The sequence below is a fragment of the Kibdelosporangium aridum genome, assembly GCF_900176515.1.
Taxonomy (GTDB): Bacteria; Actinomycetota; Actinomycetes; order Mycobacteriales; family Pseudonocardiaceae; genus Kibdelosporangium; species Kibdelosporangium aridum.
The window spans coordinates 1751924-1777775 of the sequence record NZ_FWXV01000001.1 but is presented as its reverse complement, the minus strand read 5'-3'; the positions used below and the strand labels follow the sequence as shown (position 1 = coordinate 1777775).

The following is a 25852-nucleotide window of genomic DNA, read 5'->3' as shown; positions in this document are numbered from 1 at the left end:
GGAGCTCCCTACTTTCCGGCGCCGAGCGTGAGGCCGGTGATGATCCGACGAGCAAGCAGGATGTACATCACGAGCATCGGCAGCACGATGATGGCCACACCGGCCAACAGACCGCCGTACTCCGACTGGTAGGACGCGGCGTTGTAGAAGGTGAACAACGCCCGCGCCAGCGTGAAGTTCGCGTTCTCCTGCAGGAACACGATCGCCAGCAACGTCTCGTTCCACAGCCCGATCGCGTTCAGGATCAACGCGGTGATCAGGCCGCCCCGCGCCAGCGGCAGCATGATCGACCAGAACGTCCTGGTGGCCGACGCGCCGTCGATCGACGCGGCCTCCTCCAGCTCGTCGGGCAGCGACCGGAAGAACCCGGTCAGCAGGAACACCGTGAACGGCAACGACAACGCGATGTAGATCAGCGCCAGCCCGAACAGGTTGTTGTTCAGGTCGATTTCCGCCATCGCGATGAACAGCGGGATGATCACCGTCTGGAACGGCACACCCATACCGATCGCGATGAACGCGGTCATCGGCCCGGAACCACGCACACCCAGGCGCGACAACGCGTACGCCGCGGGCGCGGAGACCAGCACGATCACCACCGAGCAGATCGCGACCAGCAGCACGGTGTTGAGGAACGCGGTCCCGAAGTCCGCGCTGTCCCACGCGTAGATGAAGTTGCGGAACGGCGTGCCGCGCTCGAACAGCGTCGCGGGCAACGACAGCGGCTCACGGAAGATCTCCAGCGGCGTCTTGAACGCCGCCATGATCAGCCAGTACAGCACCAGCAGGTTGAACGCGGTGAACAGCCACACCACGGTCAGCCCGATCACCCGCATCGGGCTGATCCGCTTGGTTCCCGGCGCGGGTTTGGGCCGCCTCGGCGCTTTGCGGCGCGGCGGAGGTTCCACAGTGGATCCTGTGGACGATGGCACAGCGGTGGTCGACACAGCCGCCTCTCAGAACTGGATCGCGTCGCGCCGCAGCAACCTGCGCAGCGCCACCACGAACACCGACACCAGCGCGATCATCACGACCGCGCACGCACAGGCCGTGCCGAAGGCGGGCGTGCCGCCGAACGACCGGTCGAACACGAAGATGCCGAGCGTCCACGTGTGGATCGGCGGCGCGTAGGTCCCCGAACCGGCCATCACGAAGACCAGCTCGAAGATCTTGATCGCGTTGATCGTCCACAGCACACCGGCGATCCCGACCACGTCCCACGTCAGCGGGAGCGTGATGTTGCGGAACTTCTGCCACGGCGACGCGCCCGCGATCGAGGCGTCCTCGTACAGGTACGGCGGGATCCGGTCGACCGCGGCCATCAGGATCGTGATGTAGAAGCCCGCGCTGGCCCAGATGATCGAGCCGAGCACCACCCACGTGACCGAATCGGCTTCGAGGAACTTCACCGCGGACAGCCCGAAGCTCTCCAGCAGGAAGTTCGCCAGGCCCTGCCGGTTGGGCTGGTAGCGGTACACCACGCCGAAGAACATGCCCAGCGCGACCGGCGCGACGATGTTCGGGAAGAACAGGATGGCACGCACCATCTTGTTGCCCCGCATGTCCCGCAGCACCATGGTGAACAGGAACGCCAGCACGAACGTGCCGACACCGCCGAGCGTGATGTAGATCAGCGTGTTGACGAACGCGCTCTGGAACCCGTCGTCGCTGAACATCTGCACGTACTGCGTGAACCCGTTGAACTCCGGCGTGTCGCCCGCACCGCGCCAGTTGGAGAAACTGAGCACGATGGTGGCGATCGTCGGAGCGACCAGGAACACCCCGTAGAGCACCAGAGTCGGTGCCAGGAACGGCCAGAACAGCTTCTTGCGCCGGGCGACGTGCGCGGCGGGTGTACTGGTACCGCCTGCCCCCGGCTTGTGGCCGGAGGCAGGCGGCGTGGCCAAACCAGTCGTCATCCCCTGGACTTCCAGAAGTCGGCGGTCTTCGGGCCGATCTGGTCAATGAACTCACTCGCGGTGATCTTGCCCTTCAGCAGGTCGTTGTTCAGCGGGTAGAAGACGTTCTTGACGTAGTTGCCCTCGTAGAGGGAGTCGATCGAGTCCATGAAGATGACCTTCTCCTTCTTGGGGTCGGTCAGCGCCGTGTTCAGCTGCTTCAGGTCGTCGGGCACCGGCAGTTCGGCCCGCGGGTGCAGGTTGTCGGCCACCGCGGGGATGCCACGGGCGAGGTCCTTGTTGGAGAAGTACGCGATGAACGCCTTGGCGGCCTCCGCGTTCTTCGCCTTCTTGGTCACCGACCAGCCGATCGGCAGGAACTCGATGGTGTCGTGGGTGGCGTCGTCGGGCTTCGGGAACTGGAACGAGCCGTAGTCGATGCTCGCGCCACCGCCCTGCTTGCCGAGGTACTCGCGGGTCTCACTCGGGCCCCACGAGCCGACGAACAAGAACGCCGCCTCGCCGTCCGCCCAGCGCTGCTGGACCTGCGGGAACTTGCTGGCGTCCCAGCCGTCGATGAAGTACTTGCCCTTGGCGAGGCGCTCGACGTACTGCGCGGCCTTGAGGAAGCCGGGCTCGGACTTCCACAAGTTGCCGCTCTTGTCGTCAACAGCCTTCTGGATGCCGCCCGCGCCGACGTACTTCTCGGCGATCTGGGTGAGGAAGTAGGCGTTGTAGAAGTCGATGTCGCCGTCCTGGGCGATCGCGCCGCCCGCGGCCTTGGCCTTGTCCAGCGCCGCGAACAGCTCGTCGGTGGTCTTCGGCTCGACGAAGTCCTTCTGCCGCTTCCTGTCGTACCACCAGCCGTTGGACAGCACCTCGTAAGGAACGGAGAAGAGCTTGCCGTCCTTGTCCTTGGCCTGCGGGATGTCGTAGAGGAACGACGGGATGACGTCCTTGACGGTCTTCTCGCCCTCGCCGATCTTCATCGACAGCACGTCGTCGAGGCCCTGCGTGCCGCCCGCGTCCACGACGGCCGCCTTGACCTGGCTGATGTCCTGGTCGATCAGGTCGGGCACGGTGTCGGTGTTCAGCGCGGGCGCGACGTTCTGGGTGAGGAACTTGCGGCCGAACCACTGGACGTTGACCTTGACGCCGGCCTTCTCCTCGAAGCACTTGAAGGCCTTCTGCAGCACGCGGCCCTGCGGTTCGTCCTTGGTCCACATCGACCAGTAGGTGAACTCCTTCTGGGTGGGCTTGACCGCGGCCTCCGGGCAGGGAGCGTTGATGTACTCCTGCTCGCCGACGAGCTTGCCGTCGTCACCCGCCGGCGCATTGCCCGAGCCGCCACCCGCGTTGTTGTCTGACCCGGAGCCGCAGCCCGCCAGAACGAGCGAGACGGCAGCGGTCAGCACCAGAGCGGACGTGCCTCGTCTACCGCCATAGATCGATCGCATCCAGTCACCACCTATGAAGCCTTGTTGGCAAGACGAACCCAGCCGCCTTGCGCGGATGTGCAACTATTCCGGCAGTTTCAAGCAGAAGTCAACACAAAGATGCACTCTCGTTGCATTGGTCTGTACCAACCTAGCTCGGGGGCAGAGCATGCCTCGCAGGCCCCCACTTGTCCAGTCCTGGGCATCCCCCGCATGAGCGGCCGATTTGCACCCAATGTCCCTCTTTCGCGCCTGTCTGCACGCGTCGATCCTGGCCGCTCAGCCCGCGGCCAGCCACCGCACGCGGAAATCGCAGCCTAACCGTGAAGGTCTGCGCTCTGGCCCATTTCGTTGGGGAATGTCCAACGCGTCGTGCGCGGTAGTGTCAGTCCGTTTGCTGGCCGAAGGGGAGAACGGCTGTGACGCGTTGGATGGGCGGGGCCGCACTCCTGGGCTGCGCGGGCCTGATCATCGCGGTGCTGCTTGGCGAAGGCGGCCTGTCGGTCGCGGCGAACATCGCCCAACTGGTGTCGATCATGCCGATCGGCGTGGCGCTGCTGTTATGGCTGTGGCAACGACCGCCCGCGCCGACCAAGGTCCGGCTGTCCGACCAGATCGACGTGTTGAGCTCCGCAGTGACCGCGCAGTGGAAAGCCGAGAACGCCCTGCGAACCCAGCACGGTCTGATCATGCCGATCCACTGGCGGGTGACCACCCGTGACGAGGTACAGGCTCACCCCGCCACGATCACCAAACGGCCGCTGTTCCTCCTCGACGCGGTCGCCGACGACCTGGCCGGCTTCGTGGACGACTTCCGTGCACTGTCCGCGCGGCGTGTGGTCCTGCTCGGCGACCCCGGAGCGGGCAAGACGACCGCGGCCGTACGGATCCTGTTGGCGCTGCTGGCAGCCAGGACGGCCGACGAACCAGTGCCTGTCCTGGTCACCGCGGCGGGATGGGATCCCAACCAGGACCTCCGGCAGTGGTTCATCACCAAGTTGTCGTCGGACTATCCCGCCTTGCGCGAGGCGAAGGCATTGGTCGAAGGCGGACATGTGCTGCCGATCTTCGACGGTGTGGACGAACTGCCCACTGCCGCGCAGGCCGCGATGATCACGCAGGTGAACCGGTCCTTCGCCGCCGAACCCGTCATCCTCACGTGCCGCACAGCCGAATTCACCGCCGCTGTGCACAACGCCCGGCAGGTGGTCGACCGAGCCGTGGTGCTGGAGCCAGAACCGCTGAACGGCAACGAGATCGCGGACTACTTGGAACGGTGCATGCCCCCTCGGCCGCATCCAGGGTGGGCGGCGGTGTGCCGATCCTTACGCAGCGAAGAGTCCGCACTGCGGGCGGCCACCAGCACGCCGCTCGGTCTCTGGCTCATCTGCGAGGTCTACCTGCTGCCTCGGACAGAGCCGGACGACACGCCGCTCCCCTTTCCCGATCCGATGCCGTTGCTGCGGTTCGATCGCGGTGACGACTTGATCGACGCCCTCCTCCACCAGTTCGTCCCGGCGGTCGTCGCGAGCCGCCCGCCCAGTGCTGATGCGAACGAGCCGTTCCGGCCACGACAGCGCCGTGATCCGGAACGCACCGAGCGCTGGCTGGGTTACCTCGCCACGATGATGGGCACCTCACGAGACCTGATGTGGTGGCGACTGACTGGCGGCATCCCCATTCAGCCTGCACGGTGGCCTGTCTGGGTGCTCGCCTTGATCGGCGGTCTCGCGGTCGCCATCCCGTTCGGAAGCCAAGTGTGGGTGACCTCGCCGTTGTTCGCTGTGCTTTTCGCCGCTCTGCTTGGCATTGTCCTCACGGTTCTGCTCGGCAAGACAACGCTGACAGCGCTTGTCGATTGGCAACTGGAGTCGCCCGCTTCCGCGGAGTTTCGGCTGCGTGGCCGTAGCGAACACGTCGGCAGGCAAGTGCGCGCTGGGGTGCCCGTTCTCGTACTGAGCATCGTGGGTATAGGCGCCATCGGCGCAGTGGTCGCCTCCGTCTCCGATGACCTGTCGGTACCGATATTCGCGGGCGCCAGTGCCCTGGTTCTCGGTCTGCCCCTGGGGTTGTGGGCGGCGGGACTGATCACCTTCACCGGGTACCTTGCCGAACCCGGCGGCGCGGATTCAGCGGGTACGCCGTTGCAGTCCTGGAAAGCAGAACGTGCCCTGCAGGATCACCTGGCACGCAAGTGGCGCGATGACTTTTCCCGGCAGCCCGAGTCCAACCGGTGACCGACCTTCATGAGGAGAACCGATGGACATCATGGCCGCGATCCACGCCGAACGCCGTTCCCTGGCCGACTTCCTGACGACGCTCGAGGAAAGCGACTGGAACGTGCAGTCGCTGTGCGCGGAGTGGACCGTGCACGAGGTCCTCGCGCACATCACGTTGTCGACGCGCCAGTCGCTGCCGAAGACACTGTTCAGGGTCCTCAAGGCGAAGGGCAACTACCCCAAGGCCGAGGCCGGCTGGGCCAAGGAACGCGCCACCCGGTTCACGCCCGAACAGCTCATCGCCCAACTGCGTGATGACGTCCACAGCACGAAGAAGTTCGCACTCAGCGGCACAGTGGATCCCCTGGTCGACCTGCTTGTGCACGCGCAGGACATCGCCAGACCGCTGCACCGCGAGCGGGAAATGCCCATCGAATACGTCGTTCCCGCGCTCAACCACGTCTGGCCGAGCAGTTTCTACGGCGGCAAGAAGCGGTTCGCCGGCATGAAGCTGATCGCCACCGACGCCGACTGGCAAGGCGGGGACGGCCCACTTGAGGTGCACGCTCCTGCGTCGGAACTGCTCATGCTGGCCACCGGGCGCAAGGCTAGGGTCAGTGGTCCAGGTGCGCAGGAAGCGACAGCGAGGGTTGCATGACCGATCCGTGGTCCGAGATCGCCGGGACCTGGGCTGAACTGTGGGGCGGGTTCGCTGGACCCGCCCAGCGGAAGGTCGCCGAGGTGACCGGCATCGGACCTGGGACACGGGTGCTCGACGTCGGCTGCGGCAGTGGCGAGTTCCTTGCCTACGTGCACGAACTGGGCGGTGAGGCGGCGGGGATCGACTCGTCGCCACAAATGGTGGCGCTGGCCAGGAAACGGGCGCCCCACGCGGAGGTCAAGGTCGGTGATGTCGACCAGCCATTGCCGTGGATGGACGACAGCTTCGACGTGGTCACCGCGTTCAACGTGCTGCAGTTCGTCGGCGACCCGGTCAAAACCGTCGACGAGTTCGCCTTCATCGGCAGGCAGGTCGCGCTGGCCGGTTGGGCGGAACGCGCCAGAAACGACTTCAACGCGATCGACGACGCACTGGCCGACGAACCTGCCGAAGACGGCGAGTTCCGCAGGCCCGGTGGCTTCGAAGCCGTGCTGCGTGAAGCGAAACTCGAAGTCACCGCGAGCGGCATCGTCGAAGTCGTCTGGGCCGCACCCGACGACGACACGCTCATCCGCGGCATCCTCCTTGGTGAAGACGAAGACAACGCGCCCGCAGTCCTGCGAGCCGCGCAGCCCTTCAAGACAGCCGACGGCGGATACCGTCTGGTGAACCATTTCCGTTATGCCGTCGGGGTGCAGACTTGACCGGTGGACGGTGAACTGGCGATCACCCGTCTGAGCGGTCGGCGCAGGCGGCGCAGGCGGTCTACGAAGCTCTGGTCGACCGTACCGAGATGACCCCGGCCGACCTGCCCGAGACGACCAACCTCAGCACACACCAGGTCAGACGGGCCTTACGGCAGCTGATCGACCGTGGCCTGGTCACCGCCAGCGCCGACCGGCTCGCGGTGACCCCGCCGGACGTCGCCCTCAACGTGCTGCTGATGGAGGCCGAGACCGAGCTGGAACGGGCGAGGCTGCACGCGGTGCGGCTGGCCGACCGGCACCGGCAGGCGGCGGGCAGCCGGTTTCCGGCCGAGCTGGTCGAGATCGTGCACGGCAGCGCCGAAATCACCCGGCGTGCCGAGCAGATCAGTCCAGACAGAACTCGTTGCCCTCGATGTCCTGCATCACGATGCACGACTCGTTGACGCCATCGGCCTCCAGCAGTTGGAACCGCACCGCGCCGAGCGCGACCAGTCGTGTGCACTCGGCCTCGAGTGCGGCGAGGCGCTCTGCACCCACCAGCCCGGTGCCGGCCCGCACGCAGAGATGCACCCGGTTCTTGACGACCTTGCCTTCCGGGACGCGCTGGAAGTACAGCCGGGGGCCTTCGCCTGTGGGATCAACGCAGACGGCCGCTGCCCCCTGATTCTCAGCCGGCAGCGTGCGGTCGTAATCAGCCCAAGTGGCGAACCCCGCCGGGGGCGGCGGCGGGACGTATCCCAGCACCTCGCACCAGAACTGAGCGACGCGCTCAGGTTCTGCGCAATCGAAGGTGACTTGGAACTTCTTGATCGACCCCATAGGCCCACCCTAACGGCGTGCCCTAGGCGTTTTCGGCGCGGGCGCGGTTCTGCTCCGCGGCTTCCTCCATCGACTGCGGCCGCTGTGGCCAGCCCACGTTCGGCCGGGACAGCAGCGCGTTCAGCGGTTCCGGCCTGCCGAGGTGGAAACCCTGCGCGACCCTGACGCCGAGCCGGGACAGCGCCTGCACCTGCGTCGGCCGCTCAACCCACTCCGCCACCACCGAAAGGCCCAGCCCACGGGCGATGTCCACGATCCCGCTGACCAGCACGGTGTCGCGGCTGCCGTAGTCGATGCCGTGCACGAACTCGCCGTCGATCTTCAGCCCGGTGATCGGCAGCTGCTTGAGGTGCACGAACGAACCGAACCCGGAACCGAAGTCGTCCAGCGTGATCCGGCAGCCGCTGGCCCGCAGTTGCTGCGCGAGGCTGCGGGCGGCGTCCAGGTTGGTCACCGCCGCGGTCTCGGTGATCTCGAACCCCAGCCGTCCCGGCGCCACGCCGGCCGCCGCGATCCGGTCGAGCACGAAGTCGCCGAAGTCCTCGTCTTCCAGGGTCCGGCCGGACACGTTCACGTTGAACCGCAGACCCGGGTACGGGTGCTCGACGAGCGCGTCGATCGCGGTCCCGGCCACCCACCGGTCGATGTCCAGCACCAGGTCGCTGCGCTCGGCCGCGGGCAGGAACTCCCCCGGGCCCAGCCGTGGGTGCTTGTTGTCCTCCAGCCGCAGCAGCAGCTCGTGGCCGACCACGCGTCCGCTGGCGAGCTTGACCATCGGCATGGCGTGCAGCGCGAACCCGCCGTCCTGCAACGCTCCCCGCAGCCGGTCCAGTACGGACACGCGCAACGCCGTGTCCTGGTAGTGGCCCTGTTCGTAGACGGTGACCCGGTTGCGGCCCGCGGCTTTGGACGCGTACAGCGCCAGGTCGGCGTTGGCCAGGATCGCCTGCCAGCTCTCCCCCGAGTCGAACCGGGCAACGCCCGCGCTGATCGTGGTCCGAGTCGCGCCCGAGCCACCGCTGAGCGGGATCGCGGCCACGGCTGTGCGCAGCCGGTCGGCGACCGCGACGGCTTCGCGCTCGTCCGCCCCGGGCAGCACCACCGCGAACTCGTCACCGCCGAGGCGCCCGACGATCTGCCCGTCGGTCAGCCGGTCGCGCAGCAAGTTGGCCAGCGTGCACATCACGCGGTCGCCCGCCGGGTGGCCACGCAGGTCGTTGATGTCCTTGAAGTTGTCCAGGTCCAGCAACAGCAACGCGCCCCGTACACCCAGCGCCAGCTGCCGTTCCAGCTCCCTGGTCAACGCCCGGCGGTTGGGCAGGCCCGTGAGCGGGTCCTCCTCGACCATCCGCAGCAGGTCCTCGTGCCGGTGCCCCAGTTTCGCCGCCCGCAGTTCCTGGTCACGCCAACGGGTCACGTCCACCGCGCGGAACAGCAGATCGGTCTCGGCCATCGCGGTGCAGGAGATCTCCAGCCACCGGTGGTCCAGCTCGTCACGGGAGCGCCACGAGACCACGACGGCCTCGTCGGTCGGCGACTCGGGCGCGCCTGCCAACAGCGCAGGCAGGGACCGGCCCACACTCTGCTCGGCGCTCAGGCCGAGCAGTTCGGCCATCCGGGGGTTGGCCCACTTCACCCGGCACCGCTGGTCGGTGACGGCAAACGCGATATCGCTGGCCGCCAGCACCTCGCCCAATGAGGCGCTGTCGTCGCTCACTAACACCCTCGCAGGATCTCAACAAAGCAGGTTGTCTTCACACGCGCGCACGAAGCGTAGCCGACCGGCTTCGTCAGCGCAGACGCTCCAGCGCATCCGCCGAACGCAGGATCTGCGCCGCCAGACGGCCCAGCTCCGCCGCGTCCGCCCCATCCTGCGCCGCAGTCACCACATCCTCTGCCGCACACCGCAATTGAAACAACCTGTCCTGCAGATCCGCCAGTTCCGCGGTGGACAACACGACCGCGTCGTCCGGCAATCCGCTGCGCTGAAGAGCGGACCGGCGTTCATAGGCACGTTGCCGGCATGGTTGAGCACAATAGCGCCTCGGCCTGCCGACTCTGTCCTCATCGGGCAACCTGCGGCCGCACCAGCCGCAGTGCTTCGGATCCCCGCGCAGCGGGTCCCGCTGCAGGCCGGATTCCGTCCCGGAAACCACCGTCATGACAATTGACCGTATCTGGACATCGCGTCGCCACCCATCCGCCACGCCGCCGGTGCACACTCGTATTGTGCGCGACCACGACTATCTGGCCGGACCCTACCCACGGGCATTCGCCCACCGCGGGTGGCATCTCGGCGATCTGAAGGACATGGAGAACTCCCTCAGTGCGTTCAAGCGGGCGGTGCAGGAGGGCTATCACTATCTTGAGACCGACGTGCACGCCACGTCGGACGGGGTCGTCGTGGTGCACCACGACGACGCGCTCGACCGCACGACCGACAGCCGGGGCATCGTCGCGCGGCTGCCGTGGCGCAGTGTCCGCAACGCCAAGATCGGCGGCAAGGAACCGGTGTGCCGGCTGGAGGACCTGCTGGAGGAACTGCCGGACGCGTTGATCAACATCGACGTGAAGTCCGACGCGGCGGTCGAACCGGTCGTGCGGACGTTGCGGCGAACCGGCGCACTCAACCGGGTCTGCCTCGCGTCGTTCTCCGACTCACGGCTCCAGCGGCTGCGCACCCGCATGGGCCCGCGTCTGATGACCTCGATGGGCCCACGGTCGGTCGCCGCCCTCTGGGCCGCTGGACGGGTATGGGCGCCGCGGGCGTGGCGGGCGATCCGTGGCCGGATGGCCCAGGTTCCGGTGAACCAGGGCCGTTTGACGGTGGTCGACCGCCGCCTGGTCACTGCCGCGCACCGGCGGGGCATGGAGGTTCACGTGTGGACCATCGACGACGCCCCGCAGATGCACCGGCTGCTGGACCTCGGCGTCGACGGCCTGGTCACCGACCGCCCCGAGATCCTCCGGGATGTCCTGCGCGCACGGGGCATGTGGCCGGCGGCCCAGACGGTGTAGCGGACAGCGGGTGATCCACGCCTGACAGACTGCGGCCATGCAAGCTGGGGCGGGGACCTGGACACTCGGCGATCTCACGGTCAACCGCGTCGGATTCGGCGCGATGCGCCTGCCCCAACGCGGTCCTGCGTTCGCGCCGCGGGCCGTCCCCGGCGACCGGGACCAGGCGATCAAGGTGCTGCGCCGCGCGGTCGAACTGGGCGTCAACCACATCGACACGGCGGCCTTCTACTTCTCCTCGTTGCGGTCGGCCAACGAGCTGATCAACGCCGCGCTGTCGCCGTACCCGGACGACTTGGTCATCGCCACCAAAGTCGGTCCGCGCCGGGACACCTCCGGCGGCTGGCTGGCCCCCGCGACGCCCGGGCAACTGCGTGGTGACATCGAGGAAAACCTGCGCCAGCTCGGCCGCGACCACCTTGACCTGGTGAACCTGCGGCTGTCCAGGCAGGACTCCATCACCGACCACTTCGGCGCGCTGGCCGAACTGCGGGACGCCGGGTTGATCCGCCACCTCGGGTTGTCCAACGTCCACGCGGAGCATCTGGCTCAGGCACAGCAGATCGCGCCGGTGGTGTGCGTGCAGAACGCCTACGGCCTCGGCCACCGGGCCGAAGAGGATCAGTTCGTACGCGCCTGCGGCGAGCAAGGGGTGGCGTTCGTCCCGTTCTTCGCGATCGCTGGCGCCGGCCGGGAAGCCGGTCTGGGCGATGGCGAACACGAAGACGTCCTCGCCATCGCCCAGACGCACCGAGCCACGCCCGCTCAGATCCGCCTGGCATGGGCGCTGCACCGCGGACCGCACGTCCTTGTCATCCCCGGCACCGGCGATCTCGGCCACCTTGCCGACAACATCGCCGCCGGTGCGCTACGGCTGACACAGGAGGACCTGACGCGGCTCGACGCCGTGCACTCCGGATGATTCAGCCGATGTACGCCGACTCCGCGTACGTCGGGACGCGCTTGCTGCGCGCGTCGGCGTCCTCACGCAGTTTCAGCTTCTTCGCACAGCCCCACGGGGACCAGCCGCGCATCCGGTAGAGGTACAACGCTCGGTAGTCCTGTTCGTCCGGCGTGGCCAGGTGCGGATGGCCTTGTCCGCCGACACTCCGCCACGTTTCGAGGCTGAACTGGTACGCGCCGTAATACTTCCCTTTCGCGTCATATCTGCCATTCGACTCACAGTTCCGCAGCCGCGCCCAGTCACCGGCCGGTGGATCTGCCCACGCTTGCGGCGCCAGTGCGGTTCCGAACACAAAAGTGGCAATAACGAGCCGTTTTCGCATGGTCACCGAAGGTAAAACACACCGTTATCAATCGCCTGTCCAGTCACTCTGTCGTGAACATTCGGTACCGCATCGACAAGCCGGTCACAGGGCGTGGAAATCGACCAGTACAGTCCGCGTACCAGCCGACTGGGAGGACCTGAGTGAGCACTGAGACAGAGGCCCTGAGCCGCAAGCGGGAGCAGCGGGGCTGGGTGTGGTACGACTGGGCCAACTCGGTGTTCCCGACTTCGGTGACAACGGTCTTCGGTTCGCTCTACCTCACCGCGGTCGCCGCGACCGCCGCCGAGGCGGACACCGCGATGAACGGGCCGACGCCGTGCCCGGGTGGCGACAAACTGCGTGACTGCGACATCTCAGTGTTCGGCTTGCAGTTCCCGGCCGGCTCGCTGTGGGGCTATCTGCTGTCGTTCGCCACAGTCATCCAGGTGCTGATCGTGCCGCTGATGGGCGCGATCGCCGACCGGACCCAGAACAAGAAGCGGATGCTGGCCGTCTTCGCGTTCTCCGGTTCCGTCGCCACCGCGCTCATCGCGCTGGTCGCGGGCGGGAACTGGGAGCTCGGCGCGCTGCTGTTCATCCTCGGCAACATCTGTTACGGCACGTCGGTGGCGATCTACTACTCGTTCATCCCGGACATCGCCAGCGCGGACGAACGCGACGATCTGTCCACCAAGGGCTGGGCGTTCGGCTACCTCGGCGGCGGCGCCGCCCTCGCCGTGCAGCTGGTGCTCGTGTTGTTCGGTGACAGCATCGGCATCTCGGAGAGCAACGCGGCCCGGATCGCGTTCCTGCTTTCGGGCATCTGGTGGGCGATCTTCACGACCATCCCGCTGCGGCGGCTCAAGAAGCACCAGCCCGCGCACACCTCCCCGCGGGACAAATCGGTGCTCACCGCCGGGTTCAAGGAGCTCGGCGACACCTTGCGCGGCGCCAAGGCGTTCCCGCTGACCCTGGCGTTCCTGGGCACGTACTTGATCTTCACCGACGGCATCTCCACCGTCGCCAACGTCTCGGCCCAGTACGGCAGCGAAGAGCTGAAGTTCGAGCAGCAGGTACTGATCACCACGATCCTGATCGTGCAGTTCGTCGCCTACGCCGGCGGCCTGGTGCACGGCCTGGTGGCCCGCAGGATCGGCGCGAAACGCACGATCCTGCTCAGTCTTGGCGTGTGGGTGCTGGTCATCGGCACGGCCTACTTCGTCCAGGCAGGCCAGCAGCTGCAGTTCTACGCGGTGGCCGCGGGCATCGGCCTGGTGCTGGGCGGGACCAACGCACTGGCACGGGCCCTGTTCAGCCAGATGATCCCGCCGGGCAAGGAGGCGCAGTACTTCTCGGTGTACGAGGTCGGCGAGCGGGCCACGTCCTGGCTCGGGCCGTTGTTGTTCGCGTTCATGGCCCAGCAGACCGGGTCGTACCGCTACGCGATCATCTCGCTGGTGATCTTCTTCGCGGTCGGGTTCGTGCTGATGATCTTCGTGCCGGTGAAGCGGGCGATCGAGGCAGTCGGTAACGCCGTGCCACGGACACTCGAGAGCAAGGCGTGACAATCGATAAACGCTGAGTGGTGTTCGTATTCGAGTACGAACGACTACTTCACGTCATCATTTCTCACCCGTCCGATCGACGTTTAGAGTTTGATCGGACTGGGTACCTGCACAACTTGGACTGACCTGTGACATAACTCCTCCGAACGGGTGAGATGTTGGTGTCGATTGTGGGATAACGCGTCACTTTCCCGCGCCGATTGCCTCCCTTAGGAGGAAGCTGTTGTTGACGGGTGAAACATGTCACTGTCTGCGACGAAGTGCCGGGTGGAGGGAATCTCCCGGCCGTTCCGTTCGTTGCAGACGGTGAGCACCACCCTGGCCCGAGGGCACTCGGGCCGAACGAAAGGACACCGCCATGGCCGACCGTGTTCTCCGTGGAAGCCGGCTGGGAGCGGTCAGTTACGAGACTGACCGGAACCACGATCTCGCGCCGCGTCGTACGGTCAGGTATGCGTGCCCGAAGGACCACGATTTCGAGGTGCCCTTCTCGGACGACGCCGAAGTGCCGCCGGTGTGGGAGTGTCGGCTGCACGGCCTTGAGTCGAAGATGATCGACGGCTCCCTGCCGGAGCCGAAGAAGGTCAAGCCGCCGAGGACGCACTGGGACATGCTGCTCGAGCGCCGGACCATTCCGGAGCTCGAGGACCTGCTCACCGAACGGCTTGAAGAGCTTCGTGGCCGGCGCAGCCGGACCGCCTGACAAGCTTGTGACGTAACTCCCACCACGAGACAGCCCCGCCCAGACCTCCCGCCTGGGCGGGGTTTCTTCGTGCCCAGCGTCTGCAGCTTCCTGCAAGAAACGGGGCTATTTCGGTTCGAAAAGCCCGGTCTGCTCATTCCAGACAAGTTCCGCGGCGTGTTCCGCGACCCATGCCGCCACGCCGCGCGGGTCGCTGAGCACGTCGCCACCGGTCGGGATCAACGCGTCCACCGCCCGTGCGAGGATCCGCGCCGGATGCCGGTCCGGCGGCATCCCCGCCACGATGTCGGCGACCACCTCGATGTGCCCGAATGTCAGCAATCCGACAGCGAGCACGAACCGTCCGATCCCCGAGGCCGCCGGGAATTCCCGGACCAGGTACGCGTGCAGTTCCTCATCGCCGGACGGCGCCTGCGACATCCCCTGACGGACCGTCGCCCGCCACTCCTGCGCCGGTGTCACGGCGCGGGTGGGACAGTCAGCGACGGACCGACGCCCGGTGGCGAATCGAACCGCAGCGGCGGAGCCACGGTCGGGCTCATCGTGCGCACCACCATCCCGTTGGGCAGCTGGTGGAAGAACACGATCTCCTGCTCGATCGCCGACTGCATGCCCCAGCCGGCCTGTCCGACGGGCACGCCTTGTCCTCGGGGCACGCGCAGAACATAGATCACGCCCGTGGGCGTCTGCGCGAAATCGGACGCGACGTTCGGCAGGCGTGTCGTGGGGATGCCGACGCTGCCCAGCGGCTGATCGGCCATGCCTGGCGGCGCGTCGAACGCGGGCACCGGCTGGTCGTTCCACCGCGCGGTGTACCCGGCGATCTCCAGGTCGGTCAGGCCTTGGGCCCGCATCGAGTCGTACAACGCCCGCGACGAGTCCACTCCGCCCGCACGCGCAGCCGGGCTCAGGATCTCGGCCGTCGGCGCGCCCTGACCCCGGTACACCACCTGGAACCCGCGCATCTCGGCCCAGCCGTGTGCCATCCGGCCGACCAATCCGGGCTGCTGCAGCTGCAACAGCTCGGCTTCGGCCACTGGACCGGCCAACGCCCGCTGCGCGATTCGCTGGGCGATCTGGACGTCCGCGGCCGTGATCGCCCGCGTCGCCGCCATGTCCATCACGCCCGGCCCCACCGCCGCGATGGTCGCGGCCGCCATGCCCATGTTCAGAACACCGGAAGCCATCATCCCGCCGGCAGCGTCCTGTTGATCACGCGTGAAGACGTTGTTGGCGCCCACACCGAGCTGGTAGGTGCTGCCCTGCTGGAACTGCTGGTAGCCCGACGCGAACTGGATCGCGGCCAGCGCCAACGCCAGCGGCGGGAACACCAACGACAGCAACGACAGGATCAGCGTGCCGCCGATCATCACGATCGACCACGCGTGCTCGTCGTCCTGGTCGTCGCGCACGGCCGCTTGCACTTCGGCGTCCGCAGTCGGCAACAGGTCCTGCAGGATCGGGCCGAGCTGCAGGTAGTCCACGTCGCCGTCGGCGATCCGCGCGCTGAGTTCGGCGTAGTTGGCGCGGCGTATCGCGATGCGCCCGAAGATCGTCTCGCGCAGCTGCTCCGGAGTCAGGCCACCGCGCAGGCTGAACACGTCGTCGGGGATGATCCGATACCCGCTGTCGCCCAACGGCGCGACAACCGGGCGGATCGCGTCGATCGCGGCCTGCACACGCGCGGTCTCCGCACCATCCCCCTGCGGCAGGCCGGCGAATCCGGACAGTCGGTCCGCGGGCGACGTCCAATTCGGACCCATGTGGTCCTCATGCCGGGACAACTCGTCCGCACGGACCATCTCGTGGCATCCCGTGCAGGCACGCCACTCCCCTCGCGCCTGATGCTCGTACACGTTGCGGCGGAACGGATTCGGATCGCCCGCCCACGCGTCGTACGCGGGCATCCCGCTGGTGCGCTCAGCCGTCTGCCGAAGATCCGCGGCGGACTGCGCGAGCACGTGTGCCTGCAACGCCTCCGGCGACATCTGCGCCTCGATCACCGCACGCCACTGCTCGAGGTTCTGCTGGTTCTCGGTGAGCCGATGCTGTGCCGAGAGCAGGACGGCCTGTTTGAACCGCGCGTGCCGGGCCTCGACCGTGTCGCCGCCCGACGAGGTGCCCGGGCCTTCGACCAACCGCCGAACCTGCTCACGCTGCAGGATCGCCTGGTTCTCCCTGGCCGCCTGATATTCCGGGCCGTTCTGCGGCAACGACAGGATGTGCTGCCCGAGCGACCGCAGCTGCTCGGCCAGTTCGTTCTCGGGCAGGCCCTGGGCGAACTGCGGCGTGATCGACATCGTCCGAACGTCCGTGAGCGGGTCACGCTGAACGGTCAACGCCCGGGTCATGGCCCGGTTGCCCACCAAGCCCGCGAGCGCGACTCCCGGCGGTGGCGCGGCCGAGCGAGTTTCCGGCGCTGCCTGGGCGGCGGATACGTCCTGCGTGGCCAGTGGCCGGGTCATCGGGCCTCACCATCCCGGTGAGAGGGAATGGGTGTCAGCCCATCCTGGCCACAATCACGGCGGAGGCTCCTGCCCGATCGGGCACCTATTCGAACAGCCCGCCGGACAGATACTTCAGCCCGCTATCCACCTGCACCGTCAGCACACGATGCCCTGACCCCAGACGCCGGGCCAGCCGCGCGGCTGCCACGAGGTTCGCGCCCGTCGAAGGTCCGGAGAACAAGCCGTACTCCGCGGCCGCCACACGTGCCATCTCCCGCGCGTCCTCGCTCGTCACGCTGATCACCTCGTCGAAGTCGTACGACTCCAGCAGCGGTGGCCAGAAACCGATACCCGCGCCCTCGATGCGGTGTGTGCCCGGCTCGCCGCCTGACAGCACAGGCGACTCGGCCGGCTCGACCGCGACACGAAGCATCGCCGGGAACCGTTGCCGCAGGGCCCGTCCCGCGCCGATCAGGCAGCCGCCGGTGCCCACGGACACGCAGAACGCGTCGATCTGGCCCGGCACCTGCGCGGCCACCTCGTAGCCCAGCGGCTTGTAGGCGTTGATCACGTCCGGGTTGTGGAACTGGTCCGTGGCGAACCCGTCCACCTGGTCGGCGACCAGCTTGGCCAGCTCGATCAGCTGCGGCCACAACTCGGGCCGGAACCCGCCGGGCGGGCTGGTCACCAGGTCGACCTCGGCACCGAACGCCCGCATCGCGGACAGCTTCTCCAGCGCGAACGCGTCCGACGTCACCACCCGCAACGGGTGCCCAGTCACCGCGCACACCATCGCCAAGGACGCGCCCGTGCTCCCGCCAGTCGCCTCCACCACGATCTGCCCGGGACGCAACCGGCCGGTCTGCTCGGCACCGCGGATCATCGCGAGCGCCATCCGGTCCTTGTACGAGCCAGTCGGGTTGGCCGCTTCCAGCTTGACCCAGACCTCGGCGTCGTCCTTACCGGTCAGCCCGTCCAGCCGGACGGCCCGGGTCCAGCCGACGCCGGCGAGTAAGCCCTGCTCCGCCATGACCTCAGGCGGGCTTGCTGCCGCCCTTGACCAGCGAACGCAGCTGGTTGCCGCGGACCCGCACGCCCCACTTGAACACCCGCCACAGCGCTTCGCGGACGATCGCGCCGTCCATCTTGGACACGCCGATCTCCCGCTCGGTGAAGGTGATCGGGGTCTCCGAGATGGTGAACCCGGCCTCAAGGGTGCGCCACGTCAGGTCGATCTGGAAGCAGTAACCGGCCGAGGCGACGTTGTGCAGCTTGACCTTCTCCAGCACCGCGCGGCGGAACGCGCGGAAGCCGGCGGTCATGTCGTTGACCTTGGCCCCCAGCCAGATCCGCGAGTACAGGTTGGCGCCCTTGGACAGCAGGAACCGGCGCTTGGGCCAGTTCACGGTCTTGCCGCCGGGCACGTACCGCGAGCCGATCGCCAGGTCGGAGTCGTGCAGCGCGTCGATGATCCGCGGCAGGTCCTCGGGCGAGTGCGAGCCGTCGGCGTCCATCTCGACGATGACGTTGTAGTCGCGCTCCAGCGCCCAGCTGAACCCGGCAACGTACGCGGCGCCAAGACCGGCCTTCTCGGTGCGGTGCATCACGTGCACGCGCTCGTCGGCCGCGGCGAGCTTGTCGGCGATCTCCCCCGTGCCGTCCGGGCTGCCGTCATCCACCACCAGGACGTGTGCCTTGGGCAGCGCGGCGTGCAGCCGGGTGATGATCGGTGTGATGTTCTCCCGCTCGTTGTACGTCGGGATCACCACAAGCACCGGCTCGAGCTCCGCCATACGTTCCTCTCCTACTCATTTCCTGTTCGGCTCGAGTCACCGACCCGACGCTGACGCTGCTGGATCCGCGAACCGATGGCCCACAGCAACGCCGCGAGACCCCCGAGCACCATGACTCCCTCAGGCCAGGCGCCGATCCGGGTAGCCAGGGTAACGGTCGACCTTTTGGCCACTGTGGCCACCAGCGTGTCAGCTGTGTACAACTCAGTCTGACGGGTGATGGAGCCATCCGGTTGCACGATCGCGCTGACGCCGGTCGTGGCGGACACCACTACCGCGCGACCGTGTTCCACCGCACGCACCCGGGACATGGCCAGCTGCTGGTAGCTCATCTCCGTGCGCCCGTACCAGTTGTTGTTCGTCGGGACGGTGAGGACTTCGGCGCCGTCCCGCACCGCCTGCGTGAGGACGTCGTCGTAGGCGACCTCGAAGCAGATGCCGACGCCGAGCTTGGTACCCGCCGCGGTCAGCACTGGCGGCTCGATGCCGGGTCGCATATCGACCTGACCGTCCACGAAAGGAGTGAAAAATCGCGCGATCGGGCGAACGGGGACAAACTCCCCGAACGGCACGAGCTTGTTTTTCGCGTACTGTTCCCCCGGTCCAGCGGCCGGGTCCCACACGATCATCACGTTCTGGTCGGTGCCGTCGGCGGTTCGCTGCCGCGCCCCGACCAACGTCGGCACACCGAGGTCGGCCACCATCCGGTTGAGTGCGGCGTCACGGGCCGGGTTCGGGCCGAGCCCGGTGAACGTCTCCGGCATGATCACCACGTCCGGCTTGGGCACCCGCCCCGCCTTGATGTTCGCTGCGAGCTCTTCGGCGCGCGCGATGTGGTTGCGCCGCATCTCGTCACCGGAGTTGAGCGCCCCCAATCCTTCCGGCGCGTTGCCCTGCACGATGGCGACCGTCAACGTGCCGTTTTGCGCGTCGGTACCGACGAACGGCAGCGTCGCGAACGCGACGGCGAGTGGGGCAATGGCCATCAACGCAGGAACAACCCGCTTCCGGAAGAAGAATTCGGTGATCGCGCACCCAGTGAGCACCACAGCGAACGTGAGCAGTGGCGCGCCCCCCAGTGACGCCAGCGGCAGGTACCACCCTTCCGGCTGCCCGAAACCCACCCGGGACCAAGGAAATCCGCCGAACGGGAACCTGCCCCGCACCGCCTCGCAGGCGAGGAACAACGCGGCCATCCAGATCGGACCGCCCGGCATCGTGCTGACCACGGCCATCCCGGCCGCCGCCAACGCGATGAACAAGGCCAACACCGCCGACAACGAGATCCACGGCGTCGGCCCGAAGCCCTCCCCGAGGAAGTTCTGCAGCCAGAACAGCGACGGCATGAAGAACGCGACCCCGAACAGCCAGCCGTAGCCGAACCCCGCCCTGGCCCGCCGTCCCCGGATGACCACGGCGAACAGCGCGAACGCCACGATCGCCAGCCACCACGTACTCCTCGGCGGGAAGCTGAGACAAAGCAGTAGCCCGGCGACCACGGCAGTCACTGACCGCCAGATCACCCCATGCCTGCGGACGTACGAGACCGTGCGCTGACCAGGCGTCGGCTCAGGCGACACGGGAGCGGCGATCACCCTGTCAGCCTACGGGCGAGGTGTGAACGCTCTGTGACGACCACGCCCCTGCACGATCTCCGCACACAACCTTCACGCCGTCTAGGCGATCTGTTGTTTTTCGTCACAGGAGTAATCAACTGTGTCAGTAGTACTAGACGAAGTCCAGATGGGAGAGGCCTTGCCCGCGGCGACATCGGCGCCGCGGATGATCTGGATCCGGTACGGCCGGAGTTCCCATGCCGCGAAGTCGGCCGACTGAGGCCCGTCCGGCCACAGGGTCGACGGGTCGTAGCCGGCGGCGAGCCGGTCCCACACCTCCGGCCCAGCCCACGACACGTGACAGTCCAGGAACGCGGCATCGTGCGCTGGTGACCAATAGGCGCAGGTCACCCACGGAGACTTGGCGATGTGCGCGGTCTTGACCGGCGTCCGGCGAGTGCCGACGAAGCCGACGACCGACGCCGGCGTGATCTCCCAGACCGGATGCATGATCCGGACTCGCGGCCGGCCGAGACGGTCGGTGGTGGAGACGGTGCTCCACACGATGCGGCCGGTGATCTCGGCGAGGTCGTCGACGATCGATTCCAGGGTTACGGGACGTCCGGCAACCATCAGTGCACCTCCGAGCTAATATTCAACCTGAGTTGCACAACCATGGTTGCATATCAGAGGCTGGAATGGTGACCGCCCCTGAGCCGATCGCCGAAGATCTGGTCTTGCTGTTCACCGCGCTGGCCGCGACCACACAGGCACAGGTGACCGCCGAGATCGCCGAGGCAGGCTTCGGCGACCTGCGCCCGTCGGACGGATACCTGGTCCAGCACCTGCAGCACGGCGCGCAGACGATCGGGGAACTGGCGGCCAAGCTGGGCATCACGGCCCAGGGCGTGTCGAAGGCCGTGATCGAGATGGAGCGCAAGGGCTATCTCACCCGCACCCCGTCGTCAGGCGACCAGCGCAAGCGGCTCGTCGAGCTCACCGAACGAGGCTGGGAAGCCATTTACGCGAGCCGGACCGCCCGCGCACACGTCAACCGGGAATTGCGGGCCAGCCTGGGGTCGGGTGCCCGCGCGTTCCTCGACCAAGTGCACCACCTCGCCGAGACAACCGGAGCCTTCGCCGCGCTCACCGAACGGCGGCTACGGCCCTAAGTGATCGACTCCCAGACGGTGAAGGATGCCGACACTGTCGGGCGCGAGTCCCCCGGTCAGAATGTGGCGATCGGGTTGACCGGACTGCCGGACGTACCGGCCAAGCGGACCGGCGCGACTGCGAGGTGGAAGTCCCACTGGCCGAGCTCGGCAGCCGTCGTCGCGCACACCTCCAGGTCGCAGTTGTCGAGCATCCACAGACCCATCGCAACGAGGCTCACGGCGTGAACCGGCATCAACACGTCTTTGTACCCCGACGGTTGAACGTCCTGGGGAGTGTCAGCGCCGATCAGCGCGACCTGGCGTTCATGCAGCCACGGCAGGCAGGACGCGTGCCAGCCGGCCTGCGTGAAGCCGCTGGCAGCACCGGCCTCGTGCCGGACGCGGCCATGGCCGGTCCGCAGGAGTACCGCATCGCCGGCTCGCACCCGCACACCTTGGCGTCGCTCGGCTTCCTCGAGATCGTCGGGAAACACACCCTGCCCCGGTTCCAACCACGGCACATCGCGGACCCTCGCAATGTCCAGCAGGACACCACGCGTGATGATCCCGTTCGCCGCCGCCGTGACGGCCGCCCACGCCGATCCCGTTGCGGCGTCGACCAACGAGTGCGACCGCCCGTTGTACATCTTGCCGTCCCAGAAGATGTGGCACGGCGAGTCGAGGTGCGTGACAGTGTTGCCGTGGAACATGATGCCGAGCCGCTCGTTCGAAAAACCCCAGCGCCGGTCGTTGCGGAATTCGGGCACCGGCATGTCCTCGGCACCCGGCATGTCGGCGGCGCACGGGCACGTCGTCGTCGATCGCTCCATCTCCTCCGGTACGGCAACCTCCCACGCGCACGACACGCTCCTGCCGTGGCGCACGGCCCGCGCCGCCGCCAGCCTGACGTCGTCGGTGATGTGGTTCAGAGTGCCGAGCTCGTCGTCGTCGCCCCACCGTCCCCAGTTCGACAACGTGTCGAAGTATCCGAGCACGTCGTCCTGTGCGGGCATCGGTCGCTCTGCCGTCATCCCAGCATCGACTCCTCCGGTCACGCGGTTCGAGGCACCAAGGCTCGCTGAACTGGCATGACACTAGATCAGCGGGACAGCAGCCAGCCGGTCAGGAGGGTACGGCACAGCTAAGCGGCGTCGTGGAACACCAGGCCGAGGGTGTGCCGGATGCCTGAGCGGACCACGCTCACACCGTGCCGAACCGGCGACGCAGACCAGCCACGAGCGGACTGCACCGGGCGGTCGCGCGTGGTGAAGATCAGGCCGTGCCCTTGGGGCAGAAGTGTTGCTGTGCCGCGGGATTGGGCGCGTGGGCGCTGCTCGACGAGCATGAACTCGCCGCCGGTGTGGTCGGTGCCCGGCACGTTCAGGCCGATCACCACTTGCAGCGGGAACACCAAGTCGCCGTAGAGGTCACGGTGCAGTGCGTTCCAGTCGCCTTCCTTGTAGCGCAACAGGATCGGGGTTGGCTTGGTCTGCCCGGCGCGGTGGCACATGTCCAGCCATTCGTCCAATGTGTCCGGCCATGGGGCGGGTTGACGGAGTTTCGCGGCCCAGTCGCGGGCGATCGGCAGCAGGTGCGGGTAGAACGCCTCGCGCAGCTTGGCGACCAACGCCGGGAATGGCGAGTCGAAGTACCGGTATTGGCCGGAGCCGAACCGGTAACGCGCCATGTCGATGGTCGAGCGGAAGCGCGAGACGTCCTCGTACAACGCCGCGATCTGCTGGCATTCCTTCGCCGTGAGGATCTGGGGCGTCAGCGCGCACCCGTAGGTGTTCACCTCGTCGGCGAGGGCCGTCCAGTCAGCTGAAGACACAGATCTCATGTCTCCAGCCTGTGCGCGTGTCCGCCAGGATGCTGGCGGGTTTCAGACAGCGCTTTGCGGGACCACCACCGTCCCCTGCGCGCGGGTGACTGTGATCGGTGGGTCCAGGACGTCCGCCGACGACGGGCCGCGGTCGGGGTTCGCGCGGCAGACCACACGTGCCTCGAACGCGATCTCCCTGGACCGATTGCCGATCCGGACGATGGTTCCGGTCGCCTCGACCACGTCGCCCGCTTGGATCGGCGCGAGGAACTCGACATTCGAGTAGCCCGCGAACAGGCCTTCGTCACCGTCGGTCCAGATCATCATCTCGGTGGCCACGTCACCGAACATGCCCAGGCCGTACGCGCCGTCGACCAAGTTGCCGCCGTAGTGGGCGTGCGAATGCGGCACATATCGCCGCTGGGTGACTGCGAATCCCTCGATCAACGCCCCGCTCAAACCCCGGCTCCTGTCTTCTGTCCCAGTGTTTTGTTTCCCAGGGCGTGCACCAGGAAGCTCGCCACTTCCCCGGGAGTCGTACCACGGCCGAACACCCGGTCGACACCGAGTTCCCCCGCCATCAGCGGGTCGAACCGCGGCCCGCCCGCGATCAGCAGCGGCCGCTTGTCCCCCATCGCCTCACGGAACGCCGCCGACATCTCCTGGGTGTTGTGGATGTGCGCGTCCCGTTGCGTGACCACCTGGGAGATCAGTACCGCGTCGGCTTTCTCCGCCCGGGACCGTTTGACCAGGTCAGGTACGGAGACCTGGGCGCCGAGGTTCACCACGCGCAGTTCGCGGTAGTACTCAAGGCCCTTCTCGCCTGCGAACCCCTTGATGTTCAGGATCGCGTCGATGCCGACCGTGTGGGCGTCCGTGCCGATGCAGCCGCCGACGATGACCATCTTGCGGCGCAGGCTCTTCTTCACCGTCGAGTTCACTTCGGACGGTGACAGCAACGGGTATTCCCGTTCCACCACACGGATTTCGTCCATGTCGACGATGTGCTTGACCGAGCCGTAGACCACGAAGAACGTGAAGTCGGGGCCGATCGGCTTGGAGTGCACGACCATCGCCGGATCCATGCCCATCTTGTTGGCCAGCTGCAACGCGGCACCGTCGGCTCGCGGGCCATGCGGGACGGGCAGGGTGAACGAGGTCTGGATCATGCCGTCGCCGGTGGTGTCCCCATAGGGGCGGATGTGGCGCTTCACTGGCCCTCCTCCAGCATGTCGGTAGCCGGGTTGCGGTACCCGTCGGTCTTCTCGATCACGCCGTCAGCGCCCTTTCCGCCGGTCGGTGGGCGTTTCATCAGGCCGAACGTGCCGTCGGCGATCGCGTTCAGCAGGCCGTCGTCCACGATCCGCTCCAAGAGGTCCACGGCCTCGCCAAGAACTTGATGGGCCCGTTTGACGATGAAGCCGTCCGGCGCCGGCCGGAAGTCCTCACGCAGGTTGCCTGCCGCGTTCAGCACGTACCGGACGTTGGCCAGTGCCAGGTCGCGGTCGGACAGGAACGGCGTGACCACTGCCTCGGTCATCATCCCGACGAGCAAAATGGACTGTCCAGTCAGGACACCGGCGAGGTTGAAGAAGCCGTCGAGCAGGTGGCCGTTGAACACGTCACCGGTCATGTGCTTGGTCGGCGGCATCCACTTCAGCGGCGCGTCCGGGAACAGTTCCCTGGCCAGCAGGGCGTGCGCGAGCTCAAGCCGGAAGGAGTCCGGGATGTCCGGGTTGATCTCGAACGCGTGCCCGAGGCCCAGCAACGGGTCGGGCAGTCCGGCTTCGTGCGCGAAGTGCTCGTTCAACAGCTGCGAAACGGTGACCGTGTGCGCGGCGTCGACCGCGTCGGCGGTGGTGAGGTAGTTGTCCTCGCCGGTGTTGATGATGATCCCGGCGCGGGCGTGCACCTGGCGGGAGAACCGCTGGTCGACGAAGGTCCGGATCGGGTTGATGTCACGGAACAGGATGCCGTACATCGAGTCGTTGAGCATCATGTCCAGCCGCTGCAACCCACCGAGTACCGCGATCTCGGGCATGCACAGCCCGGAGGCGTAGTTGGTCAGCCGAATGTATCGACCGACCTCCTTGGACACATCGTCCAGCGCGGCCCGCATGATCCGGAAGTTCTCCTGGGTCGCGTACGTGCCCGCGAACCCGTGGTGCGTGGCGCCTTCCGGCACGTAGTCCAAAAGCGACTGTCCAGTCGAGCGGATCACGGCGATGATGTCAGCGCCCGCGCGGGCCGCGTTGCCAGCCTGCACAACGTCTTCGTCGATGTCGCCGGTCGCCACGATCAGGTAGATCCACGGCCGCTGGGCCGGATCTCCGAACCGCGCGATCAGCTTGTCGCGCTGGGCACGGTTCCGGTCGACTGTGCGCAGCCCTTTCCTGACTGCCGTGCGGGCCAGCTTGTCGGCACGTTCCGCGTCGCGGCCGGTCGGCACCTTGTACTGGACCTGCCCGGCCGCGGTGGCTTCCGCCAGCTCGGTCAGGTTCGTGAAATCGTGCTCTCGCAAGGCATGGAATGCGGGAAGCACGCCACCGTGCTCGAGTCCGCAGTGGTCTCGGATGGTGTCCACGACGCGGTTGACCCACGGGACATCACCGGCGCGGTGAGCGGTGTCCGCTCCGGTGATGCCCGCCAGACGGAGGGTCGCGCGCTCGACGGCGACCGTCGTGTGCGCTTTGGCCAGTGCGATCACCGGTTCGCTCGCCCTGGCCGCGAGCTGCCGAGCCTTGGCCACGACGCTGGGGTCGAGGTTCAGCAGGTCACCCATCCGC

26 protein-coding genes and 1 pseudogene are annotated in these 25852 nt (G+C 67.1%); 9 read left to right on the top strand and 18 right to left on the bottom strand.

Features of this window, described 5'->3' with window-relative positions; genetic code table 11:
• Positions 1-8: 8 nt before the first annotated feature.
• The 3 genes from B9C43_RS07505 to B9C43_RS07495 are packed head-to-tail and all read right to left on the bottom strand — an operon-like array spanning position 9 to position 3355.
• A complete protein-coding gene (locus B9C43_RS07505) occupies positions 9-908 on the bottom strand; it encodes a carbohydrate ABC transporter permease (RefSeq protein WP_235038480.1) in 900 nt (299 codons plus the stop codon).
• Positions 909-956: 48 nt separating this feature from the next.
• Positions 957-1919 carry a carbohydrate ABC transporter permease gene (locus B9C43_RS07500; RefSeq protein WP_033393984.1) on the bottom strand — a complete coding sequence of 321 codons (963 nt, stop codon included), beginning with the start codon at positions 1917-1919 and terminating at the stop codon, positions 957-959.
• The gene (locus tag B9C43_RS07495; RefSeq protein WP_084425221.1) at positions 1916-3355 is read right to left on the bottom strand and encodes an ABC transporter substrate-binding protein; all 1440 of its coding nucleotides are present in this window, start codon (positions 3353-3355) and stop codon (positions 1916-1918) included. The genes B9C43_RS07500 and B9C43_RS07495 overlap by 4 nt, the downstream gene beginning before the upstream one ends.
• A 398-nt stretch (positions 3356-3753) precedes the next feature.
• Between B9C43_RS07495 and B9C43_RS07490 the strand changes: the two genes are divergently transcribed.
• The 4 genes from B9C43_RS07490 to B9C43_RS07475 all read left to right on the top strand — a co-directional run bounded on the left by B9C43_RS07490 (position 3754) and on the right by B9C43_RS07475 (position 7364).
• Positions 3754-5571, top strand: a complete 1818-nt coding sequence (locus B9C43_RS07490; RefSeq protein WP_143446171.1) for an NACHT domain-containing protein — start codon at positions 3754-3756, stop codon at positions 5569-5571.
• A gap of 22 nt (positions 5572-5593) precedes the next feature.
• The gene (locus B9C43_RS07485) at positions 5594-6211 is read left to right on the top strand and encodes a maleylpyruvate isomerase family mycothiol-dependent enzyme (protein ID WP_084425219.1); all 618 of its coding nucleotides are present in this window, start codon (positions 5594-5596) and stop codon (positions 6209-6211) included.
• On the top strand, positions 6208-6918 hold the full coding sequence (locus B9C43_RS07480) for a class I SAM-dependent methyltransferase (RefSeq protein WP_084425218.1): 711 nt from the start codon (positions 6208-6210) through the stop codon (positions 6916-6918). Before B9C43_RS07485 ends, B9C43_RS07480 begins: the two co-directional genes overlap by 4 nt.
• A 71-nt stretch (positions 6919-6989) precedes the next feature.
• Positions 6990-7364 carry a hypothetical protein gene (locus tag B9C43_RS07475; RefSeq protein WP_268811554.1) on the top strand — a complete coding sequence of 125 codons (375 nt, stop codon included), beginning with the start codon at positions 6990-6992 and terminating at the stop codon, positions 7362-7364.
• Here B9C43_RS07475 and B9C43_RS07470 read toward each other — a convergent pair.
• The 3 genes from B9C43_RS07470 to B9C43_RS07460 form a co-directional block, all read right to left on the bottom strand.
• On the bottom strand, positions 7306-7740 hold the full coding sequence (locus tag B9C43_RS07470; RefSeq protein WP_033393977.1) for a VOC family protein: 435 nt from the start codon (positions 7738-7740) through the stop codon (positions 7306-7308). The genes B9C43_RS07475 and B9C43_RS07470 overlap by 59 nt on opposite strands.
• Positions 7741-7762: 22 nt before the next feature.
• Entirely contained in the window at positions 7763-9457 is a 1695-nt protein-coding gene (locus B9C43_RS07465; RefSeq protein WP_235038479.1) for a sensor domain-containing protein, read from the bottom strand.
• 73 nt (positions 9458-9530) lie between these two features.
• Positions 9531-9902: a hypothetical protein gene (locus B9C43_RS07460; protein WP_033391946.1), complete on the bottom strand. Its 372-nt coding sequence runs from the start codon at positions 9900-9902 to the stop codon at positions 9531-9533.
• A 64-nt stretch (positions 9903-9966) separates the two neighbouring features.
• Here B9C43_RS07460 and B9C43_RS07455 point away from each other — a divergent pair, with 64 nt between their 5' ends.
• Positions 9967-10758 carry a glycerophosphodiester phosphodiesterase family protein gene (locus B9C43_RS07455; RefSeq protein WP_143446240.1) on the top strand — a complete coding sequence of 264 codons (792 nt, stop codon included), beginning with the start codon at positions 9967-9969 and terminating at the stop codon, positions 10756-10758.
• 37 nt (positions 10759-10795) lie between these two features.
• Complete coding sequence (locus tag B9C43_RS07450) at positions 10796-11680, top strand: oxidoreductase (protein ID WP_084425215.1); 885 nt, start codon at positions 10796-10798, stop codon at positions 11678-11680.
• 4 nt (positions 11681-11684) lie between these two features.
• On the opposite strand, the pseudogene B9C43_RS07445 reads toward B9C43_RS07450, so the two are convergent.
• Positions 11685-12044, bottom strand: a pseudogene (locus tag B9C43_RS07445) (transglycosylase family protein); the annotation flags it as partial.
• A gap of 143 nt (positions 12045-12187) precedes the next feature.
• Between B9C43_RS07445 and B9C43_RS07440 the strand changes: the two are divergent.
• Together B9C43_RS07440 and B9C43_RS07435 are read left to right on the top strand one after the other, a co-directional pair.
• The gene (locus B9C43_RS07440; protein WP_084425214.1) at positions 12188-13591 is read left to right on the top strand and encodes an MFS transporter; all 1404 of its coding nucleotides are present in this window, start codon (positions 12188-12190) and stop codon (positions 13589-13591) included.
• A 358-nt stretch (positions 13592-13949) separates the two neighbouring features.
• On the top strand, positions 13950-14294 hold the full coding sequence (locus B9C43_RS07435) for an RNA polymerase-binding protein RbpA (protein ID WP_033391943.1): 345 nt from the start codon (positions 13950-13952) through the stop codon (positions 14292-14294).
• Between the two features lie 105 nt (positions 14295-14399).
• On the opposite strand, the gene B9C43_RS07430 is transcribed toward B9C43_RS07435, so the two are convergent.
• From B9C43_RS07430 to B9C43_RS07405, 6 genes are all read right to left on the bottom strand, one after another.
• The gene (locus B9C43_RS07430) at positions 14400-14756 is read right to left on the bottom strand and encodes a hypothetical protein (RefSeq protein WP_033391942.1); all 357 of its coding nucleotides are present in this window, start codon (positions 14754-14756) and stop codon (positions 14400-14402) included.
• Positions 14753-16759: a hypothetical protein gene (locus B9C43_RS07425; RefSeq protein WP_084425212.1), complete on the bottom strand. Its 2007-nt coding sequence runs from the start codon at positions 16757-16759 to the stop codon at positions 14753-14755. The genes B9C43_RS07430 and B9C43_RS07425 overlap by 4 nt, the downstream gene beginning before the upstream one ends.
• Positions 16760-16844: 85 nt before the next feature.
• Entirely contained in the window at positions 16845-17771 is a 927-nt protein-coding gene (locus B9C43_RS07420) for a PLP-dependent cysteine synthase family protein (RefSeq protein WP_033391940.1), read from the bottom strand.
• A gap of 4 nt (positions 17772-17775) precedes the next feature.
• A complete protein-coding gene (locus B9C43_RS07415; RefSeq protein ID WP_033391939.1) occupies positions 17776-18534 on the bottom strand; it encodes a polyprenol monophosphomannose synthase in 759 nt (252 codons plus the stop codon).
• An 11-nt stretch (positions 18535-18545) separates the two neighbouring features.
• Positions 18546-20129 (bottom strand): apolipoprotein N-acyltransferase, encoded by a 1584-nt coding sequence (gene lnt, locus B9C43_RS07410; protein WP_235038478.1) that lies wholly within the window; start codon positions 20127-20129, stop codon positions 18546-18548.
• Between the two features lie 81 nt (positions 20130-20210).
• Positions 20211-20723: a pyridoxamine 5'-phosphate oxidase family protein gene (locus tag B9C43_RS07405; protein ID WP_084425211.1), complete on the bottom strand. Its 513-nt coding sequence runs from the start codon at positions 20721-20723 to the stop codon at positions 20211-20213.
• A gap of 68 nt (positions 20724-20791) precedes the next feature.
• Between B9C43_RS07405 and B9C43_RS07400 the strand changes: the two genes are divergently transcribed.
• Positions 20792-21262, top strand: coding sequence for a MarR family winged helix-turn-helix transcriptional regulator (locus tag B9C43_RS07400; RefSeq protein WP_200825445.1), 471 nt, complete (start codon positions 20792-20794; stop codon positions 21260-21262).
• Positions 21263-21318: 56 nt separating this feature from the next.
• On the opposite strand, the gene B9C43_RS07395 is transcribed toward B9C43_RS07400, so the two are convergent.
• The 5 genes from B9C43_RS07395 to kamD form a co-directional block, all read right to left on the bottom strand.
• The gene (locus B9C43_RS07395) at positions 21319-22275 is read right to left on the bottom strand and encodes a cyclase family protein (RefSeq protein WP_235038477.1); all 957 of its coding nucleotides are present in this window, start codon (positions 22273-22275) and stop codon (positions 21319-21321) included.
• Positions 22276-22385: 110 nt separating this feature from the next.
• Positions 22386-23084: a 2OG-Fe(II) oxygenase gene (locus B9C43_RS07390; RefSeq protein WP_084425209.1), complete on the bottom strand. Its 699-nt coding sequence runs from the start codon at positions 23082-23084 to the stop codon at positions 22386-22388.
• Between the two features lie 42 nt (positions 23085-23126).
• Positions 23127-23525, bottom strand: a complete 399-nt coding sequence (gene kal / locus B9C43_RS07385; protein WP_033391933.1) for a 3-aminobutyryl-CoA ammonia lyase — start codon at positions 23523-23525, stop codon at positions 23127-23129.
• Complete coding sequence (gene kamE / locus B9C43_RS07380; protein WP_235038476.1) at positions 23522-24280, bottom strand: lysine 5,6-aminomutase subunit beta; 759 nt, start codon at positions 24278-24280, stop codon at positions 23522-23524. Before kamE ends, kal begins: the two co-directional genes overlap by 4 nt.
• Complete coding sequence (kamD, locus tag B9C43_RS07375; RefSeq protein ID WP_084425208.1) at positions 24277-25848, bottom strand: lysine 5,6-aminomutase subunit alpha; 1572 nt, start codon at positions 25846-25848, stop codon at positions 24277-24279. The genes kamE and kamD overlap by 4 nt, the downstream gene beginning before the upstream one ends.
• Between the last annotated feature and the right edge of the window lie 4 nt (positions 25849-25852).

Coding starts and splice junctions, on each gene's coding strand:
- B9C43_RS07395 (WP_235038477.1), bottom strand. CDS start 22,275: ATGACGGCAGAGCGACCGATGCCCGCACAGGACGACGTGCTCGGATAC.
- B9C43_RS07390 (WP_084425209.1), bottom strand. CDS start 23,084: ATGAGATCTGTGTCTTCAGCTGACTGGACGGCCCTCGCCGACGAGGTG.
- B9C43_RS07420 (WP_033391940.1), bottom strand. CDS start 17,771: ATGGCGGAGCAGGGCTTACTCGCCGGCGTCGGCTGGACCCGGGCCGTC.
- B9C43_RS07460 (WP_033391946.1), bottom strand. CDS start 9,902: ATGACGGTGGTTTCCGGGACGGAATCCGGCCTGCAGCGGGACCCGCTG.
- B9C43_RS07415 (WP_033391939.1), bottom strand. CDS start 18,534: ATGGCGGAGCTCGAGCCGGTGCTTGTGGTGATCCCGACGTACAACGAG.
- B9C43_RS07450 (WP_084425215.1), top strand. CDS start 10,796: ATGCAAGCTGGGGCGGGGACCTGGACACTCGGCGATCTCACGGTCAAC.
- kamD (WP_084425208.1), bottom strand. CDS start 25,848: ATGGGTGACCTGCTGAACCTCGACCCCAGCGTCGTGGCCAAGGCTCGG.
- B9C43_RS07500 (WP_033393984.1), bottom strand. CDS start 1,919: ATGACGACTGGTTTGGCCACGCCGCCTGCCTCCGGCCACAAGCCGGGG.
- B9C43_RS07435 (WP_033391943.1), top strand. CDS start 13,950: ATGGCCGACCGTGTTCTCCGTGGAAGCCGGCTGGGAGCGGTCAGTTAC.
- B9C43_RS07485 (WP_084425219.1), top strand. CDS start 5,594: ATGGACATCATGGCCGCGATCCACGCCGAACGCCGTTCCCTGGCCGAC.
- B9C43_RS07425 (WP_084425212.1), bottom strand. CDS start 16,759: ATGACCCGGCCACTGGCCACGCAGGACGTATCCGCCGCCCAGGCAGCG.
- B9C43_RS07495 (WP_084425221.1), bottom strand. CDS start 3,355: ATGCGATCGATCTATGGCGGTAGACGAGGCACGTCCGCTCTGGTGCTG.
- B9C43_RS07405 (WP_084425211.1), bottom strand. CDS start 20,723: ATGGTTGCCGGACGTCCCGTAACCCTGGAATCGATCGTCGACGACCTC.
- B9C43_RS07480 (WP_084425218.1), top strand. CDS start 6,208: ATGACCGATCCGTGGTCCGAGATCGCCGGGACCTGGGCTGAACTGTGG.
- B9C43_RS07470 (WP_033393977.1), bottom strand. CDS start 7,740: ATGGGGTCGATCAAGAAGTTCCAAGTCACCTTCGATTGCGCAGAACCT.